Below are 15,364 nucleotides of genomic sequence, written 5' to 3'. Positions count from 1 at the left end.
TTTTATTAATTATGAAAAAAATTTTCATCATTCGTAAATAATGATGAAAATTATTTGGTAAAATAAAGTAATCAGAAAAGGGGGCGGAAAAATGGCCAGTGAACTGAATGGAAAAAATGTCATCGTTAAAATAAACGCGATCTACTCATCTCTTTCCTCAAAGGAGAAAACGGTCGCAGATTACATATTAAATAATACTCAGGAAATCATCCATCTATCAATCACCGAATTTTCGGAGCATGCCTCTGTTGCCGAAGCAACGATTTTTCGCTTTTGCAAAAGGCTTGGATTCAGGGGATATCAAGCTTTCAAAATCGCCCTTGCGAGTGAACTCGTGGAACCGATCAAGAATATCCATGAGGAAATAAAGGAAGAAGATGAGGTCGTCACCCTTGCGCAAAAAGTTTTCGCAGGGCATATTGAAGCAATGAAAGAAACGCTGGATCTATTGGATGCCACCGTGCTTGAAAGCATCATCGAAGTTCTTGGCAAAGCTTCGAGAATCGATTTTTACGGATCAGGAGGGTCATCGGCTATCGCACTTGATGCCTACCATAAATTTCTCCGGACAGGCATTCATTGCAATGCCCACAGTGATGGCCACCAGCAAATCATTTCGGCAGCGCTGCTCGGCTCCGGGCAGGCGGCGATCGGCATTTCGCATAGCGGCAGTAATAAAGATGTCATAGAAGCATTGAAGATAGCAAAAGCTAACGGGGCAGCGACCATCGCGATCACAGGCCATTACAAGTCGCCTCTGTCGAAAGAAGCGGATTATGTACTATATACGACATCAAGGGAAACGTTGTTCAAGTCAGAAGCACTGGCGTCAAGACTGGTTCAGCTAAGCTTGATTGATGTGCTTCACGTCGCTGTATCCGTCCGCAGGCAGGAACAAACTCTTGGCAACCTGCAAAAAATTAGGGAAGCGATATCGATTAAAAGATATTAATCATGAAAAAAATTTTCATAAAATAGATATACATACGAAAAAATATTTGATACTATCAGATTATAACGAAGCTCTTTCGGAATAACGGAGACCAGTAGGGAAGTTCATTCGAAAAAGAGCCTGACGAAAAGGAGTGCATCGATGTGAAGATAGGAATGGTTGGCCTTGGGAAAATGGGCTATAACTTGGTATTGAATTTAATGGAAAATGGCCATGAGGTTGTTGCGAACGATATTAATGAGCAAGCAATGCAGGACATCAAAGCAGAGGGTGCAGAGATTGCTGCTGATTATAAGACAATGGCAGATATGCTGCCAAAGCCGCGTGTCATCTGGCTGATGATTCCTGCAGGTGAATTGATCGACCAGGTGATCGAGAAGTTCACACCATATTTAGAAGAAGGTGACATCCTTATCGATGGAGGGAACTCAAACTATAAGGATACATTAAGACGTGCTGATAAGCTTTCAGCGGCTGGCATTCACTTCATGGATGTCGGGACAAGCGGCGGAATGGAGGGTGCCCGTAATGGTGCCTGCACAATGATTGGCGGGGATGCGGAAGTTTTTGCGCATGTAGAGCCAATCTTCAAGGACATTTCGATTGAAAAGGGCTACCTTTACACAGGTAAGGCTGGCAGCGGCCACTTCCTGAAAATGGTGCATAACGGAATAGAGTACGGCATGATGCAGGCGATGGCGGAAGGGTTCGAGATCCTTGAGAAAAGTCCGTTTGATTACGACTATAAGGAAGTTTCACGCGTATGGAACCATGGTTCTGTCATCCGCAGCTGGCTGATGGAATTGATGGAAAACGCATTCGATAAAGAACCAAAGCTTGAAAGCATCAAAGGGGTCATGCATTCATCAGGCGAAGGAAAATGGACAGTCGAAACTGCGCTTGACCTCCAAACAGCTGCGCCGGTCATCGCACTGTCATTAATGATGAGATATCGCTCTCTGGAAGAAGATACTTTTACAGGAAAAGTGGTTGCTGCGCTAAGAAATGAGTTTGGCGGCCATGCGGTTGAAAGAAAAGAAAATTAAAAACTAGGTTCTCCTCTATATGGGGGGAACCTTTTTTATGTTCATAAAATTATCCTTTTTATCAAGATGGCTACGTTGCTTTTTCCGTTATAGTGGAAGTGACTACTGGAAATGGGGGCGGAGGCTGTGAAAACAAAGTGGTATTTCTTTTTTCTGACAACGATAGCCATTTCGGCTCTTTTATATGCTTTTCTTGGAATCAAGGGAGATAAGCCGACAGAAGTTGGCATCCTGATGATCGGCGAAAACCGTTATGAGAAATTCACTGGTCTGGAAGCGGGATTGAAGGATCTGGGATATAGCGCGAAAGAAGTCCATTTTACGGTGAAAAATGCACATGATGATGAAGAGCTGATTGACAAGCAAATCGATCAGCTTCTAAAAGAAGGTCCAGACCTGATCGTTACGCTCGGCGGAATTGAAACACTTAGGCTAAAGGAAAAAATGGATGAGGCCAATATCGAGATTCCGGTTGTTTTTGCAGGTCTTGCTGCACCGAAGGAACTTGGTTTGATCAAAGATTACAAGTCACCAGGAGGCCTTTTTACAGGAATTAACAACTACCATGCGAGTATCTCTGGAAAGCGTCTCGAGATGCTGACTTCACTGGTGCCCGCTATTGGCAGGGTGCATGTAATTTATGACAGCAAGATTGATGTCAGCAAATTGAGTCTTGAGGAAACGAGGCATGCCGCCAGAGAGTTGGGAGTGGCCATCGCCCCATGTGATGCTTCAAAACGATGTCTGGATACTCTGTGGAAATCGGTGGGTGATGGAGAGGCGATCCTTGTTCTTCCCAGTTTCAGGATTGAATCTCTTACAGAGGAGATTGTGAAGCTGACAGAGGAGAAAAAAATCCCGGCGATGGGATTGTATGATTTTGAAGCGGAGAAAGGGCTGCTGGCAAGCTACGGATCCAGCTTTTATTCACAGGGCTACCAGGCTTCAAGGTTCGTCAGCCTGATTCTTCAGGGAAACAAGCCGGGGGAGTTGCCTGTTGAACTGCCAGATGGGATTCGTTTTGTTGTCAACCAGCAGACGAAGGACGCGCTTGGAGTCACCATTAACCAGGATTTGCTGCATATCGCCGAACTGATCCATCCTGAGGTCCAAGGAGGCAGGAAGCGATGAGAGTACTGATTGATTTCATGCACTCGCAGACAATCCGCAACAAGGTCCTTGTATTCGGAGTAGTGATGTCGACCATTCCCTTGCTGCTGATCAGTTTATATTACTATTCTTTTGTAAAAGCGGATTTGGAAACAAGAATCGTGGAAAAACAGCATCTGGTGCTCGAGAATCTGTCCCGGGAAATCGAATATGATTTCAGCCAGACATTCCAGCGGATCCATGTCCTTGCATCACTTAATCTTTTGAATGAAAAACAAAGCGCTTTATATGAGCTCCTGCAGCAAAGCGAATCAATCGAGGAGGTCATCATCGCGGATGATAATGGCTTTGTGGAAAAAAGGGTGTCCCGCTACGAGCTTAATATTACAGGGAATAACGAGCGCTGGTTCACGGATGATATGTGGTTCCAGCTGCAAACTCGTGACAAGGTGTACGGCCAGGTGGAGTTCAACCAATATGGCCAGCCTGTCATGAAATTGGCGATCCCTTTTTACGAAGGTGAGTCGAAAAAAGCAATTGGAGTCGTTGTCCAGCTGCAGAAGATCATCGGGAAAATCTCCTCGATGAGGCAGGATCATTCCGCATATATTTATCTAGTCGATGATAACGACCGGGTCATCGCCCATCAGGATTACAGCAAGCTCTGGCGAAAACAGACATCTGGCAGCCGGGACGAGATTGGTGTAACGGCAGAAATTGAAGACTTGAACTGGGCGCTGGTGATGGAGCAGCCGAAAACAACGGCTTTTGCCCCAATCAACAGGATGCTGCAAAGCGGCATAGGTGCAGTTGCCCTGCTGATTTTAACCGTCAGCTTGATCAGCGTTTGGGCAGGGCTTTATTTTACAAGGCCAATAGTTTCAATTGACAGGGAAATGAACAACTTGAAGAAAGGCCGCAAAATCGAACCGGTGAAGATGAAACGGACAGATGAGTTGGGAAAGCTTGCTGATTCGTTCAATGATATGAGCAAGGAGTTGCTTGAAAAATCAAGGCTGCTTGAGCAGGAGAAGGAAAGGCTCGATGTGGTTGTCAACGGAATTGGTGCCGGGCTGGCGCTTGTGACAAAAGAATACCGGATCACCTGGATGAACCCGATTTTAAAAGGGTGGCTGAAGGAGGACCGGTTGACGCTGCCTTGTTACGCTGTGATTGGCGGGGAAAGTATGCCTTGCCTGAATTGTCCGATTACCTGTCCGGACCTTGATAAAATCGCCGACGAAGTCATGAAATTCAAGGACGGTGCCAATGGTGAGCGGATTTTCAGGCACAGAGTATTTCCGCTCAACCACGCGATCGAAGAAGAGGGAGAATTCCTTGTCGTGCTAGAGGATATCACCGAGCAAAAACAAATGGAAGAAACAATGATCCAGACAGATAAACTAAGCGCGCTCGGGATCATGGCTTCGAGCTTTGCGCATGAGGTCAATAACCCGCTGGCGACAATCAATGTCTACGCAGAGGATTTGATCGACAGAATCCAGGGTGGTGACGATGACCTGGATGAACAGGAAATGGAGCATTATCTCCGTAAAATCAAGGAAAATACCGAGCGCTGCAAACGGATTACCGGAAACCTGCTGAATTTTTCCCGGAAGAATGACTGGACAGATGACCGGATTCGAGTGAAGGAAATCATTGAAAATAGTGTCAGCCTGGTTGAGCATCAATTGAAAAAGCAGCGAATCCAGCTTGAAATTCATGTTGATGAAGGCTTGCCAGCCGTGAATGGGGATGGCCTAAAGCTGATGCAGGTCATCGTCAACCTGATCAACAACGCCGTGGATGCGATGGAAAGCGAAGGAAAACTGATTGTTTCCGCGTCAGTAAGCAGCCGGGAAGCAGTTTCAATAAAAGTGACCGACAGCGGCCACGGAATCCCCGCCGAAGCGATGGATAAACTGTTTGACCCATTCTTTACGACCAAGCCAGTCGGCAAAGGAACCGGCCTTGGTTTGTCAGTATGCTACGGCATCATCCAGCAATTCGGCGGAAATATTTTGATAGACAGCAAACCAGCAGAAGGAACGACAGTGGAAATCCAATTGCCTGCAGGGGGTGCACTGGATGTGGAGAATCAGCCAATAGTGATGGATCGCAGTAACGGCAGTCGTGTCCCGGGAGATAAATCAGCAGTGGATCAGAGTATCAGCAGTCGTGTCCCGGGAGATAGATCAGCAGTGGATCGCGAAGAAAACGGCGAGCCGCCGAAACAAGAAACAATGGAGGTGGGCTGCGATGTCAGCAACAAGATTGCTAGTCGTTGACGATGAACAGGATTTGCTTGAGCTTTTGGTAAGAAGGCTGAAGCGTAAGGGATTTGATGTGGACAGCGCTGGCACGGCCGAGGATGCCCTTGAACTGGTAAAGAGGAAGGATTACGATATTGGCGTCTATGATATCAGGCTGCCGAATATGGACGGCATCGAGCTTTTAAAAGAAACAAAGAAAATCCAGCCTGATGTAGAAGTGTTGATTCTGACCGGGCACGGGACGATTGATACCGCAATTGAAGCGATGAAAGTGGGGGCGTTCGATTATATCACAAAGCCTTATAATCTATCTGAATTGGAATTGACGATCGGGAAGGCTGCAGAGAATAAAGCGTTGAAAGAAAAAAACGATTCTATGAAAAAAATTATCGCCCAGCATAATGGGTTCAATATCATTGGCGACAGTGCCAATTTTTGCGAAGTACTTGAGATGACCAGGAAGATTGCCGACAGCGATGTACCTGTCCTGATTGAGGGTGAAAGCGGTACAGGGAAGGAGCTGTTCGCGAAGGCCCTCCATTATTGGAGCAGCCGTGCTGATGAACCATTCGTGCCGGTGAACTCCGGTGCGCTCCCTGAACATCTGCTGGAAAGTGAATTGTTCGGGCATGCCCGCGGTGCTTTTACCGGAGCGAGCCAGGATAAGAAAGGTCTTGTTGAAGCTGCAAAAGGCGGAACCTTATTTTTAGATGAGCTAGGGGAAATGCCGCTGGCGCTTCAGGTAAAGTTGCTGCGCTTCCTGGAAACGGGAGAATTCCGCCGGGTCGGCGATGTCAGGGAAAGGCATGTTACTGTCCGCGTCGTCGCTGCCACGAACCGCGACATGGTAAAAGAAGTGGCTGAAGGACGTTTCCGTGAAGACCTGTATTACCGGTTGAATGTCGTCAAGCTGACCATCCCGCCGCTGCGTGAACGAAAGGATGACCTGCCTGCGCTGATCGACCATTTCATCGGTAAAACCAAAGATCCATCGAAGCGGCTGTCGGCAGAAGCCTGGCTCGCGCTGGGGAAATATGATTTTCCGGGAAATGTCCGCGAGCTCAGCCATCTGATTGAACGCGGCGTGCTATTATCAAAAGGTAGTTTGATTGAAGCGGAAGATCTGCTTTTGCCTCAGTCTGTAAAAACAAAAGCTGAGACAGAAGTTCGGCTTTCTCCGCTATGCTCTTTGGAAGAAGTCGAAAAAGTGCATATCGAAAACGCCTTGAAACAAATGAACTGGAACAAAACAAAGGCTGCGGACGTGCTGGGAATCAGCGTCCGGAATCTTTATCGGAAGATTGATCAGTATGGGTTGAAAGAATAGTTTTTGGGTGGACGGCGAACTGGAAAAAATCGCTTAGAATTTCCAGTTCGCTATAATAATTTTATTTGCGCTATATAATTGAAAAACTCGCTATAAAAAAGAAAAACTCGCTATATAAATGAGAAACTCGCTATAAAAACAAAAAACTCGCTATAAAAATTTTAGTGAAATGATAAAAGGGTTTTGAAGAGTGGAAAGAGAATCATTATAGTGGAAAAATAAAAGGGAGTGATGTGCTTGATTGAAAAAAATCGGGATTTTCCAAGAGAAATTACTGTTTTGAAGACAATATTAAAGAGATTCAGCTTAAATCCGCAGCTGAAATCAGAGCTTGAAAGCAAATTATCAAGAAAATTAGCAGGCTACAAAGGTGAAAAGGAACTAGACTACCATTTGTCGCAATTTGACCACACAAAGTTCTATATTTTACATGATTTAAGGATTCCACATAAGAATACTGACTTCCAGATTGATTCCCTCCTAATATCAGACAACTTCATGCTTATCATTGACTCAAAAAATTACGCTGGCACTTTGGATTTCTATCCGGAATTCAATTATTTGCTTCAAACATGGAATGGAATTGAAAAAGTCTATCCAGATCCAATCCTGCAAACGAGAACCCAGGCTTCACAATTAAAATCCTTCCTAATTAAAAATCATTTTTCCCCACCCCCAATCGAATTCCTTGTTTCCATCAGCAACTCACAGGCTATAATCAGAAATCCTGGGAACAACCAGGAAGTAAAAATGAGGGTTTGTAAAACACCTGCTGTTGCCTATAAGATTCAGTCCTTTAACGACAAATATCATAACGAGGTTTTATCAACTAAAGAAATCAGAAAAATCACCAAGCTGTTATTGAAAAGCCATGAACCGTATATTCCTGATATTTCTTCAATGAACTTGCCTATGGATCAAGTACAGAAGGGAGTCCAATGTCCGGAATGCCGCCAGATCGGCATGAAAAAAATTTATGGCAACTGGGTTTGTAAAAAATGCGGACATTTATCGAAAGATGCTCATATTGATGGGCTTAACGATTTTTTCATCATTTATGGTCCTGCGATTACGAGCAGACAATTCAGCAATTTCCTCAACATTTCATCCATTCACCAGTCAAAAAGGCTGCTTTCGGCGCTGGACCTTGATAGTGCTGGATCCACAAAAGGGAAAATTTACACCCCGGGCAAAAACTTTCACTTATGGGAATGAACTAGGCCAGACCTGCACGACATGTAAAATTAGTACTAAGTTAAATGTAACGTGCCCAACATTGCAGCCCATGGCAAAAAAATGTACCATGCCATGATTGCAGTCCATTCTAATAATCTAACATGCCCCAAATTGCAGTACCATGCCAAAATGTCACATGTCAAAATTGCAGTACCATGCCAAAATGTCATATAACCAGCGGATGAGATCGAACCAGAAATTCGATTTCATCCGTTTTTTCTCGTTCACAAAAGTGTCACGATTACCCCGCGCCTTACTCCCACAAGCACTCCACCAGTCCGGTTCCTTAATAACCAACCATATCAAAAAAGTTGGCACGCAGCTTGCATTATAAGTAAGCAAAGAAAAAATTTTAAAAAGGAAGTGGCATTATGCTATCCAATATTGGGATTCCTGGTTTGATTTTAATCCTCACCCTGGCGTTGATCATCTTTGGTCCGAAAAAGCTGCCTGAAATCGGCAGGGCGTTTGGACAGACGCTGAAGGAATTCAAGAAATCGACTCGTGAGCTGACAAGTGATATTACCGATGATATCGCGGATGACATCAAGGAAATCAAAAAAGAAATCTAAACGCATAAAAAGAGGTGAGTGGAAATGGGTCTGTTTTCAAATGAGAAAAAGGTAGATTACGATAAAATCGTCGACAAAATGCTTCCAGATGCTAAGAAGGAAATGGATGAATCACAGTATGACACAGAGCTTGGCCTGAACATGGCGCGCGATGCCAGGAAGGTTATCAGCGGCAAATTGAAAATCGAAGACTTCCATAAAGTCTATTCTTCATCACTGACAAAGGAATTCGGCAACTACTACGCTTCAGCTGATGGACCGGATATCAGGAAGGGTGACGGCCCGAAATGGGCGATGGTCATCGACCTGAAAAAATGCGTAGGCTGCGATACATGTACGGTTAGCTGCAAGGCGGAGAACAGGACGCCGCCGGGAATCTCCTACAACGTCGTCATGGAATCACTTGAAGGAGAATTCCCGAACATTAAGGCAGTCAACCTGCCAAGGCCGTGCATGCAGTGTGACAAACCGGCTTGTGCCCAGGTTTGTCCGACAAGAGCGACTTATAAAATGGAAAACGGAATTGTCGCAATCGACAATGACCGCTGCATCGGCTGCCGCTACTGCATCGTTGCCTGTCCTTATGGAGCTCGCTCCTTCGATTTCGGCGAAAGCTATGAACAGGAAATGCAAGGCGCAAATGATGTAACAAGCCCTGAATACGGCGTCGAACGCGGCAGCCGCGAAAAAGGCAAGACACCGATTGGCACAGTCCGTAAGTGCAGCTTCTGCTTCCACCGTTTGCAAAGAGGCGAAGAGCCGGCTTGCGTGGAAACATGCATTGGCGATGCCCGCTTCTTCGGTGATATCAGTGACCCGAACAGTGTGGTATCGAAGCTTGCTGCAAGTCCAAGAGCATTCCGCCTGAAGGAAGAGCTTGGAACTCATCCAAATGTAATTTATCTAAGATAGGAGGGACTGGCGATGGCCAATCTTGCTGTTGATTTAAAAGAGAAAAGCACATCAAAATCAAAAATCAATGTGACCGTATCAAAAGCTTTTAAAATATGGATTTCAGCCCTAACTGTTGCCTTTTTGATCGGCGGTTACTTTATTGTAGAGCGCTTCATCACCGGGCTGGCGGCTACGAATCTATCAAGCATCACTCCCTGGGGAGCATGGATTGCTTTTTACATCTTCTTTGTTGGTTTGAGTGCGGGTTCATTCCTGCTTTCGACCCTGATCTACGTTTTCGGGATGGAAGAGTATGAGAGAGTCGGTAAGGCGGCGCTCTTTACCGCGATAGTCTGTATGATCGTCGCACTGACCTTCGTCCTGATGGACCTTGGACGTCCGGAGCGCATGCTCAATGCGATCATCTACTGGAATGTCACTTCACCGCTTGCCTGGGAAGTCCACTTTTATTTAGTCTATATCGGACTTCTGGCAGTCGAGCTTTACATCGCGATGAGGGAAGACCTCGTCCGCGCTGCAAAAACGAACTCATTGAAAGGCTTTGTCGCAAAATTGATCACGTTCAAAAATGCAACCATCAATGCGGCTACGAAAAAGCGTGACCATATGTGGATGAAAATTCTCGGCACCATCGGGATTCCGCTGGCGATCCTCGGGGTCCACGGTGGAACAGGAACCATTTTCGCTGTGGTAAAAGCACGCCCGGCCTGGCATACAGCCCTTTTCCCAATCATCTTCGTCGTATCCGCGATGGTTTCAGGAACGGCTCTTCTTTTAGCCATGTATATCATTAAGAAAAAGGTGCAGAAACAGCCAATTGACCAGGGAATGGTTGTATCACTGGCAAAACTGATGGTCGGCTTCCTGATCATCGACCTGGGCCTACAATTCTATGAATATCTAATTGGCTGGTACGGCCTTGAGGCAGAACACCTTGATACGCTGGCAACGATGATGGCCAGTGAAAAAGCCTGGTCATTCTGGATAGTGCAAATGCTCATGGGAGCAGTCATACCAATCACCATTGTTTTCTGGAAAAAAACAAGCCAGAACGTCAATGCGCTTCTTGCAGCCGCGGTACTGATAGTTATCGGGATTATCGGCGTCCGCTTCAATATTGTTCTGCCGCCGCTTGTGGTGCCTGTGTTCCACGAACTGCCATGGGGCAATTACGCGCCAACGATCAAGGAATGGATGGTCAGCGTCGGCGTCGTCGCGATGGGGCTATTAATCTACTCATTCGGCGAGCTGCTGCTGCCAATCGAAGAAACTTCTGACGAGGTGAGCCATAATGGAAAATAAACCAATGAAACGCCGTGGGTTTTTAAAAGCGCTCGGAACGCTCGGAGCGGTCGCGTTCGTCGGACCAGCATTCGTCGGGCCAATCAAGCAGGTCATGGGCGATGTCTGGATCGATTCACCGCATGGAACCGGGACGGATTATCAGGATTACACGGCCGAAAATGTCATTTTCACGTCATGCCAGCAGTGTAATGCGACATGTACGATCAAAACCTATATCACAGCCGGAGCGGCAGGCGGGGCATACTCCTCCATCGTCCGCAAGATTGCCGGAAACCAGTACAGCCCCATCAATATGGTGCAAATCGGACATATCAATTACGACACTCCAGTATCACAGGCTGTGAAAGGTACAGGGGATGTCGCTAAAACGGGGCGCGGACTCCGCGGCGGACGAACCTGCTTGAAAGGGCAGGCCGGCATCCAGACAAACTATGATGCTTTCAGGATCCAGAAGCCGCTCAAGCGTGTTGGTGAAAGAGGCAGCGGCGTCTGGAAAACGGTCAGCTGGGAAGAGGCCTATAAGGAAATCCTCGAGGGCAGCAAGGACCTTCGAACTCCTGGGTTAAAAGAAATGTGGAAGTACGTACCGGAAGCAGCGGTCATGGCCGACTGGGATAAATTGAAGGCTGGCGAAATGACCAAAGCTGAATTTGATAAAAAATACAAGGATGTCCTGATCGACACGAATCACCCGGACTTTGGCCCGAAAGCAAACCAAATTGCGGTCATGGCAGGACATCGGCGTGAATTCATCGAGCGTCTCGCAGCCAACAGCCTTGGTACAGCCAACTATTATGATCACGGCGGCTATTGCGGTATTACCAGCGTTATGGGTAATGTCCGCTCACATGATTCTGAAAAACCGAAGAAGCGGATGATTCCGGACTATGATAATGCTGAAATGGTCATTGTCTGGGGTACAAACCCGATGGTGGCAAACCGTGGGCCGACTACATTCGCGCCCCAAATCACAAATGCAATCGACCGCGGCATGAAAATGGTCGTGATCGATCCGCGTTTCAGCAAGACAGCCGAAAAAGCGCATGTCTGGGTTCCGGTAAAACCGGGCGGGGACGGTGCGCTAGCGATGGCGATGTCCCGCTGGATCATTGAAAACAACCGATATGACGATATTTACCTTCGCAACCCGAACCAGGAAGCAGCGAATGAGGATGGCGAAACAACCTGGAGCGATGCCTCTTTCCTTGTCAATGTCGGCGAAAAGAAGCGTCCGTTCGTCCGTGCCCAGGATCTTGGAATCGGCGGCGAGGAGTTTGTGGTCATCGAAAATGGCAAGCCAGTTTCACATGCCAAGGCAAGAAACGGCGAGCTTGATGTTGATACAACAATAAATGGCATCAAAGTGAAATCTGTCTTCCGGATTTTTAAAGAAAGGGTCATGGAAAAATCGATCGAAGAATATGCAAAGCAGGCAGATGTGCCAGTCGACCAGATTGTCCAGATTGCCCGTGAATTCACATCCCATGGCAAAAAGGTCGGGATCCATTCCTACCGCGGACCGGCGATGCATACGAATGGCTACTATAGCGTACGCGCCATCAATATGCTGAACCACCTTGTCGGCAACCACGACTGGAAAGGCGGCGATACTGTCCTTGGAGCCAAGTACAAAGCAACCGAAGGACGATACGATCTTGCGACAGTACCGAATGCGAACAAAGGCTGGGGCATCCCGGTCACAAGGCATAAAGTACCTTATGAAAAAACATCATTATTTGAAAAAGATGGCTATCCTGCAAAACGCCCGTGGTATCCATTCGGCAATAAACTAATCCATGATGTCCTTCCAAGCTCGGCTGAAGGCTATCCATACAAAATCAGGGCATTGCTCATCAATAGGACTTCACCTGTCATGTCTGCGCCAAGATCGGAAATGCAGGCGAAATTCATCAGGGATCCTAAGGTGGTTGAACTGGTTGTGGCATCAGATGTCATCATTGGTGAGACTTCCAAGTATGCAGACTTCATCCTGCCGGATCTTGCGTACCTGGAAAGCTGGAACGCGGAAGACATCTTCCCGATCCTGAAGCATAAGTTCGCAGGTGTCATCCAGCCGGTGACAAGGGTTGTACCTGACGCACGGCCAACGGAGCAAGTTTATATCGATTTACTAAAAGGTTTGGGCCTTCCAGGTGTCGGAGACAATGCATTGGCTGATGGATCGGCGATACACACACCTGAAGACTACTACTTGAAACGCATCGCAAACATCGCCTTTGACGGCAAGAAGCCGGTCAAGGACGCAAACGCTGAAGAGCTGGCGATTTTTGAAAAAGCAAGACAAAAAGCGCTCGGTAAATATTTTGACATCCAGAAGCTCAAAAGTGCTGTGAAACCGGAAGAATGGAAGAAGGTTGTCTACGTGCTGAATCGCGGCGGACGCTTTGAGGCAGCAGGCGATGAATATATCGGCAACAAGCTTAAGTATCAGTGGGCAAAACAGGTTTATTTTTACGATGAAAAAGCAGCAGGCTTCAAGAGTGCTTACACGGGCAAGTTCTTTGAAGGCGTGCCGGTGGCAGAGGCAATCAAGACTTACGACGGCGAAGTTTACAAGCCAAACAAACCGCTGCAGTTCATCAACTGGAAATCAAGGAATATGGCAACGCACCGTACTGAAGGAAATGCCTGGCTCCGTGAAGTGAAGCCGGAAAACTATCTGTGGATCAACCCCATCGACGCGAAGAAAAAAGGCATCAAGACTGATGATGAAATCTACATTTCATCCAATAACTCAAGAGTAAAAGGCCGCGCGCTCGTAACACCAGGAATCAAGCCGGGTGTGGTCGGAGCGAACTTCAGCTTTGGCCATGATGCTTATGGCTCTAAGGCAGTCAAAGTGGACGGCAAAACAATCGAGCCAGCCGGCAAATACGGGCATACAAGCTATGAATTCAATAAACCGCTCCATGAAGAATCTGGCTATGCAAAACCGCGTGGACTGGGCTTCTCAGTCAATGCCTTATCAGACCGCGATGGAAGCTACTTCGAAGGCTATCTCGCAGACTTGCTGATCGGCGGACCGGCACAGCAGGACGTATTCGTGGACGTGGAAAGAGTGTAAAACAACATCGGGGGATGCCTGGTGGGCACCCCTGAAATCTTGTTGAAAATGAAGGTGGAGACAATGATGGAAGAACGATATGGAAAGCTGGCGATTGCGAATATCATGACAAGCATCTGGCTGGGGGACTGGGACACCTATGAAGCATTCCTGAATGACGTCCCTGAAGGAATGCGGAAGGAGCTCTCCTTTCATTCCTTATACAATCGGGATGAAGTGCAGCTCTGGTATGACAATCACTTTTTCATACCGGGAGATCATTTTGTCTCCCCTTACTTTTCTTCTTATACAAAAAATAATGAAGATGAAGAAGCCCGCAGGCATGAATTGCTTTGCCTGATCGGCCTTTATGAAAAAACAGCCTTTTACTTCCCGCTCGAGCAAGATCGGCTGCCAGACCATTTTGGCAGCATGACAGCGTTCATGAGTTCGATTTTACAGGGAGAGATCAAAGCGGAACAAGAAGGCGATCGGGAATACCTCCAGCAGCTTGAAGAAATAGAGGCAGAGATGCTGACAAGATTCATCAAGCCGGTCCTGAAACCATTGCTCAAAAACGCGGATGCAAAAATCAACCATCCATTCTTTATGGAGTTTCTCAGCTTTTATTCTGAATTGATGAGTGAAGACTGGGTGGAGGCAGCATAAATGAAACGGTCCTCATAATTGGGGACCGTTTCATTTTATTCAAAATTTGCTGTTTCTACTTATTCTGTTTAAAGAGATCAATAAACGCTTGATAAAACTCTAAACCCTGATAAAACATGAAGCCCATTGCAGTCATAGAAAAGAAACCAATCATCAGAAACCGGAACCACATACTATCATTCCTCCTTGATTTTATTAGAGAAAAAATCAAAGAGACTTGATCACATAATTCGACTGGAAAAAGACTGCAGTTAGAAAAGCGGCAAAAGCCGAAATCCTGTTTGTTCTGTATATTGTTTTGCTTAAAAAACTGGTTAAAACAAGAAGGACAAATACGGGTGGGATGAATGCAACTTGTTTGTCTTCTTTACCCGGGCCGGAAGCATCCTCGTGCATTTGGTCCATGGCGATGATTGCTTTTGATTTAGGCTCGAATAATTTCAGTTTTTCGGCAGGAAGAGCACCGTAGCTGAGTAAAAGCAAAATGAATATACTCAGAGAATTAATGGTCAGCTTTTTCACGGTCCCACACTCCCTTCCAAAAGTAGTAATACAATCGTATAACAATATATGCACAGTGGAAACAAAAAAGTTTTGACGTTTTTCTCAAAACAAAAACAGGCACCTTAACAAGTGCCTGCTCCAATTACTGCTTTCTTAAGTTTCCAAGCTCTTCAGCGATCGCCTGCATTTCATTCGGGCTGAAGGTGTTTTTTCGCATGATCATATCATAGATTTCCTTCAGTTCTTCATACATCTCGCCGTCAAAATGTGATGATTTGATAGCGCCGAGGTTCATGACATTCAATTTTTCCTTGATTTTTTCGATCATGAAATCAACGTTTTCAGGGGAATTTTTAGTTAAGTCCACTCCGTTCATCCTTTCAATGGTTGT

General features: G+C 46.3%; 13 protein-coding genes. 11 read left to right on the top strand and 2 right to left on the bottom strand.

Translation table 11 applies throughout. The features are described from left to right. Positions 1 to 91: 91 nt before the first annotated feature. The 11 genes from J7E37_RS07105 (at position 92) to J7E37_RS07055 (ending at position 14,469) form a co-directional block, all read left to right on the top strand. Complete coding sequence (locus J7E37_RS07105; protein WP_483297202.1) at positions 92 to 952, top strand: MurR/RpiR family transcriptional regulator; 861 nt, start codon at positions 92 to 94, stop codon at positions 950 to 952. A gap of 143 nt (positions 953 to 1,095) precedes the next feature. Continuing rightward, on the top strand, positions 1,096 to 1,998 hold the full coding sequence (gnd, locus tag J7E37_RS07100) for a phosphogluconate dehydrogenase (NAD(+)-dependent, decarboxylating) (RefSeq protein WP_214780368.1): 903 nt from the start codon (positions 1,096 to 1,098) through the stop codon (positions 1,996 to 1,998). A gap of 126 nt (positions 1,999 to 2,124) precedes the next feature. Continuing rightward, the gene (locus tag J7E37_RS07095) at positions 2,125 to 3,129 is read left to right on the top strand and encodes an ABC transporter substrate-binding protein (RefSeq protein ID WP_215023246.1); all 1,005 of its coding nucleotides are present in this window, start codon (positions 2,125 to 2,127) and stop codon (positions 3,127 to 3,129) included. Next, positions 3,126 to 5,396: an ATP-binding protein gene (locus tag J7E37_RS07090; protein ID WP_215023245.1), complete on the top strand. Its 2,271-nt coding sequence runs from the start codon at positions 3,126 to 3,128 to the stop codon at positions 5,394 to 5,396. Before J7E37_RS07095 ends, J7E37_RS07090 begins: the two co-directional genes overlap by 4 nt. After that, positions 5,368 to 6,708: a sigma-54-dependent transcriptional regulator gene (locus J7E37_RS07085; protein WP_215023244.1), complete on the top strand. Its 1,341-nt coding sequence runs from the start codon at positions 5,368 to 5,370 to the stop codon at positions 6,706 to 6,708. The genes J7E37_RS07090 and J7E37_RS07085 overlap by 29 nt, the downstream gene beginning before the upstream one ends. 237 nt (positions 6,709 to 6,945) lie before the next feature. Next, positions 6,946 to 7,923, top strand: coding sequence for an NERD domain-containing protein (locus J7E37_RS07080; RefSeq protein ID WP_215023243.1), 978 nt, complete (start codon positions 6,946 to 6,948; stop codon positions 7,921 to 7,923). 392 nt (positions 7,924 to 8,315) lie between these two features. Further along, complete coding sequence (tatA, locus tag J7E37_RS07075) at positions 8,316 to 8,516, top strand: twin-arginine translocase TatA/TatE family subunit (protein WP_079505480.1); 201 nt, start codon at positions 8,316 to 8,318, stop codon at positions 8,514 to 8,516. Between the two features lie 24 nt (positions 8,517 to 8,540). Further along, positions 8,541 to 9,428 (top strand): 4Fe-4S dicluster domain-containing protein, encoded by an 888-nt coding sequence (locus tag J7E37_RS07070; protein ID WP_215023242.1) that lies wholly within the window; start codon positions 8,541 to 8,543, stop codon positions 9,426 to 9,428. Between the two features lie 12 nt (positions 9,429 to 9,440). Beyond that, entirely contained in the window at positions 9,441 to 10,733 is a 1,293-nt protein-coding gene (gene nrfD / locus J7E37_RS07065) for an NrfD/PsrC family molybdoenzyme membrane anchor subunit (protein ID WP_214780382.1), read from the top strand. Continuing rightward, positions 10,723 to 13,821, top strand: a complete 3,099-nt coding sequence (locus J7E37_RS07060; protein WP_215023240.1) for a molybdopterin-dependent oxidoreductase — start codon at positions 10,723 to 10,725, stop codon at positions 13,819 to 13,821. Before nrfD ends, J7E37_RS07060 begins: the two co-directional genes overlap by 11 nt. Before the next feature lie 21 nt (positions 13,822 to 13,842). After that, on the top strand, positions 13,843 to 14,469 hold the full coding sequence (locus J7E37_RS07055) for a molecular chaperone TorD family protein (RefSeq protein ID WP_215023238.1): 627 nt from the start codon (positions 13,843 to 13,845) through the stop codon (positions 14,467 to 14,469). Positions 14,470 to 14,676: 207 nt separating this feature from the next. On the opposite strand, the gene J7E37_RS07050 is transcribed toward J7E37_RS07055, so the two are convergent. Next, positions 14,677 to 14,991, bottom strand: a complete 315-nt coding sequence (locus tag J7E37_RS07050) for a hypothetical protein (RefSeq protein WP_215023236.1) — start codon at positions 14,989 to 14,991, stop codon at positions 14,677 to 14,679. 124 nt (positions 14,992 to 15,115) lie between these two features. Then, positions 15,116 to 15,340 (bottom strand): DUF1128 domain-containing protein, encoded by a 225-nt coding sequence (locus J7E37_RS07045; protein WP_214780390.1) that lies wholly within the window; start codon positions 15,338 to 15,340, stop codon positions 15,116 to 15,118. Between the last annotated feature and the right edge of the window lie 24 nt (positions 15,341 to 15,364).

Source organism: Bacillus sp. ISL-39, assembly GCF_018613295.1.
Classification (GTDB): Bacteria; Bacillota; Bacilli; order Bacillales; family Cytobacillaceae; genus Mesobacillus.
The sequence above is the reverse complement of the archived record's forward strand: the minus strand, read 5'-3'. Positions and strand labels throughout refer to the sequence as shown.

Coding starts and splice junctions, on each gene's coding strand:
- tatA (WP_079505480.1), top strand. CDS start 8,316: ATGCTATCCAATATTGGGATTCCTGGTTTGATTTTAATCCTCACCCTG.
- J7E37_RS07085 (WP_215023244.1), top strand. CDS start 5,368: ATGTCAGCAACAAGATTGCTAGTCGTTGACGATGAACAGGATTTGCTT.
- J7E37_RS07105 (WP_483297202.1), top strand. CDS start 92: ATGGCCAGTGAACTGAATGGAAAAAATGTCATCGTTAAAATAAACGCG.
- J7E37_RS07070 (WP_215023242.1), top strand. CDS start 8,541: ATGGGTCTGTTTTCAAATGAGAAAAAGGTAGATTACGATAAAATCGTC.
- nrfD (WP_214780382.1), top strand. CDS start 9,441: ATGGCCAATCTTGCTGTTGATTTAAAAGAGAAAAGCACATCAAAATCA.
- J7E37_RS07090 (WP_215023245.1), top strand. CDS start 3,126: ATGAGAGTACTGATTGATTTCATGCACTCGCAGACAATCCGCAACAAG.
- J7E37_RS07060 (WP_215023240.1), top strand. CDS start 10,723: ATGGAAAATAAACCAATGAAACGCCGTGGGTTTTTAAAAGCGCTCGGA.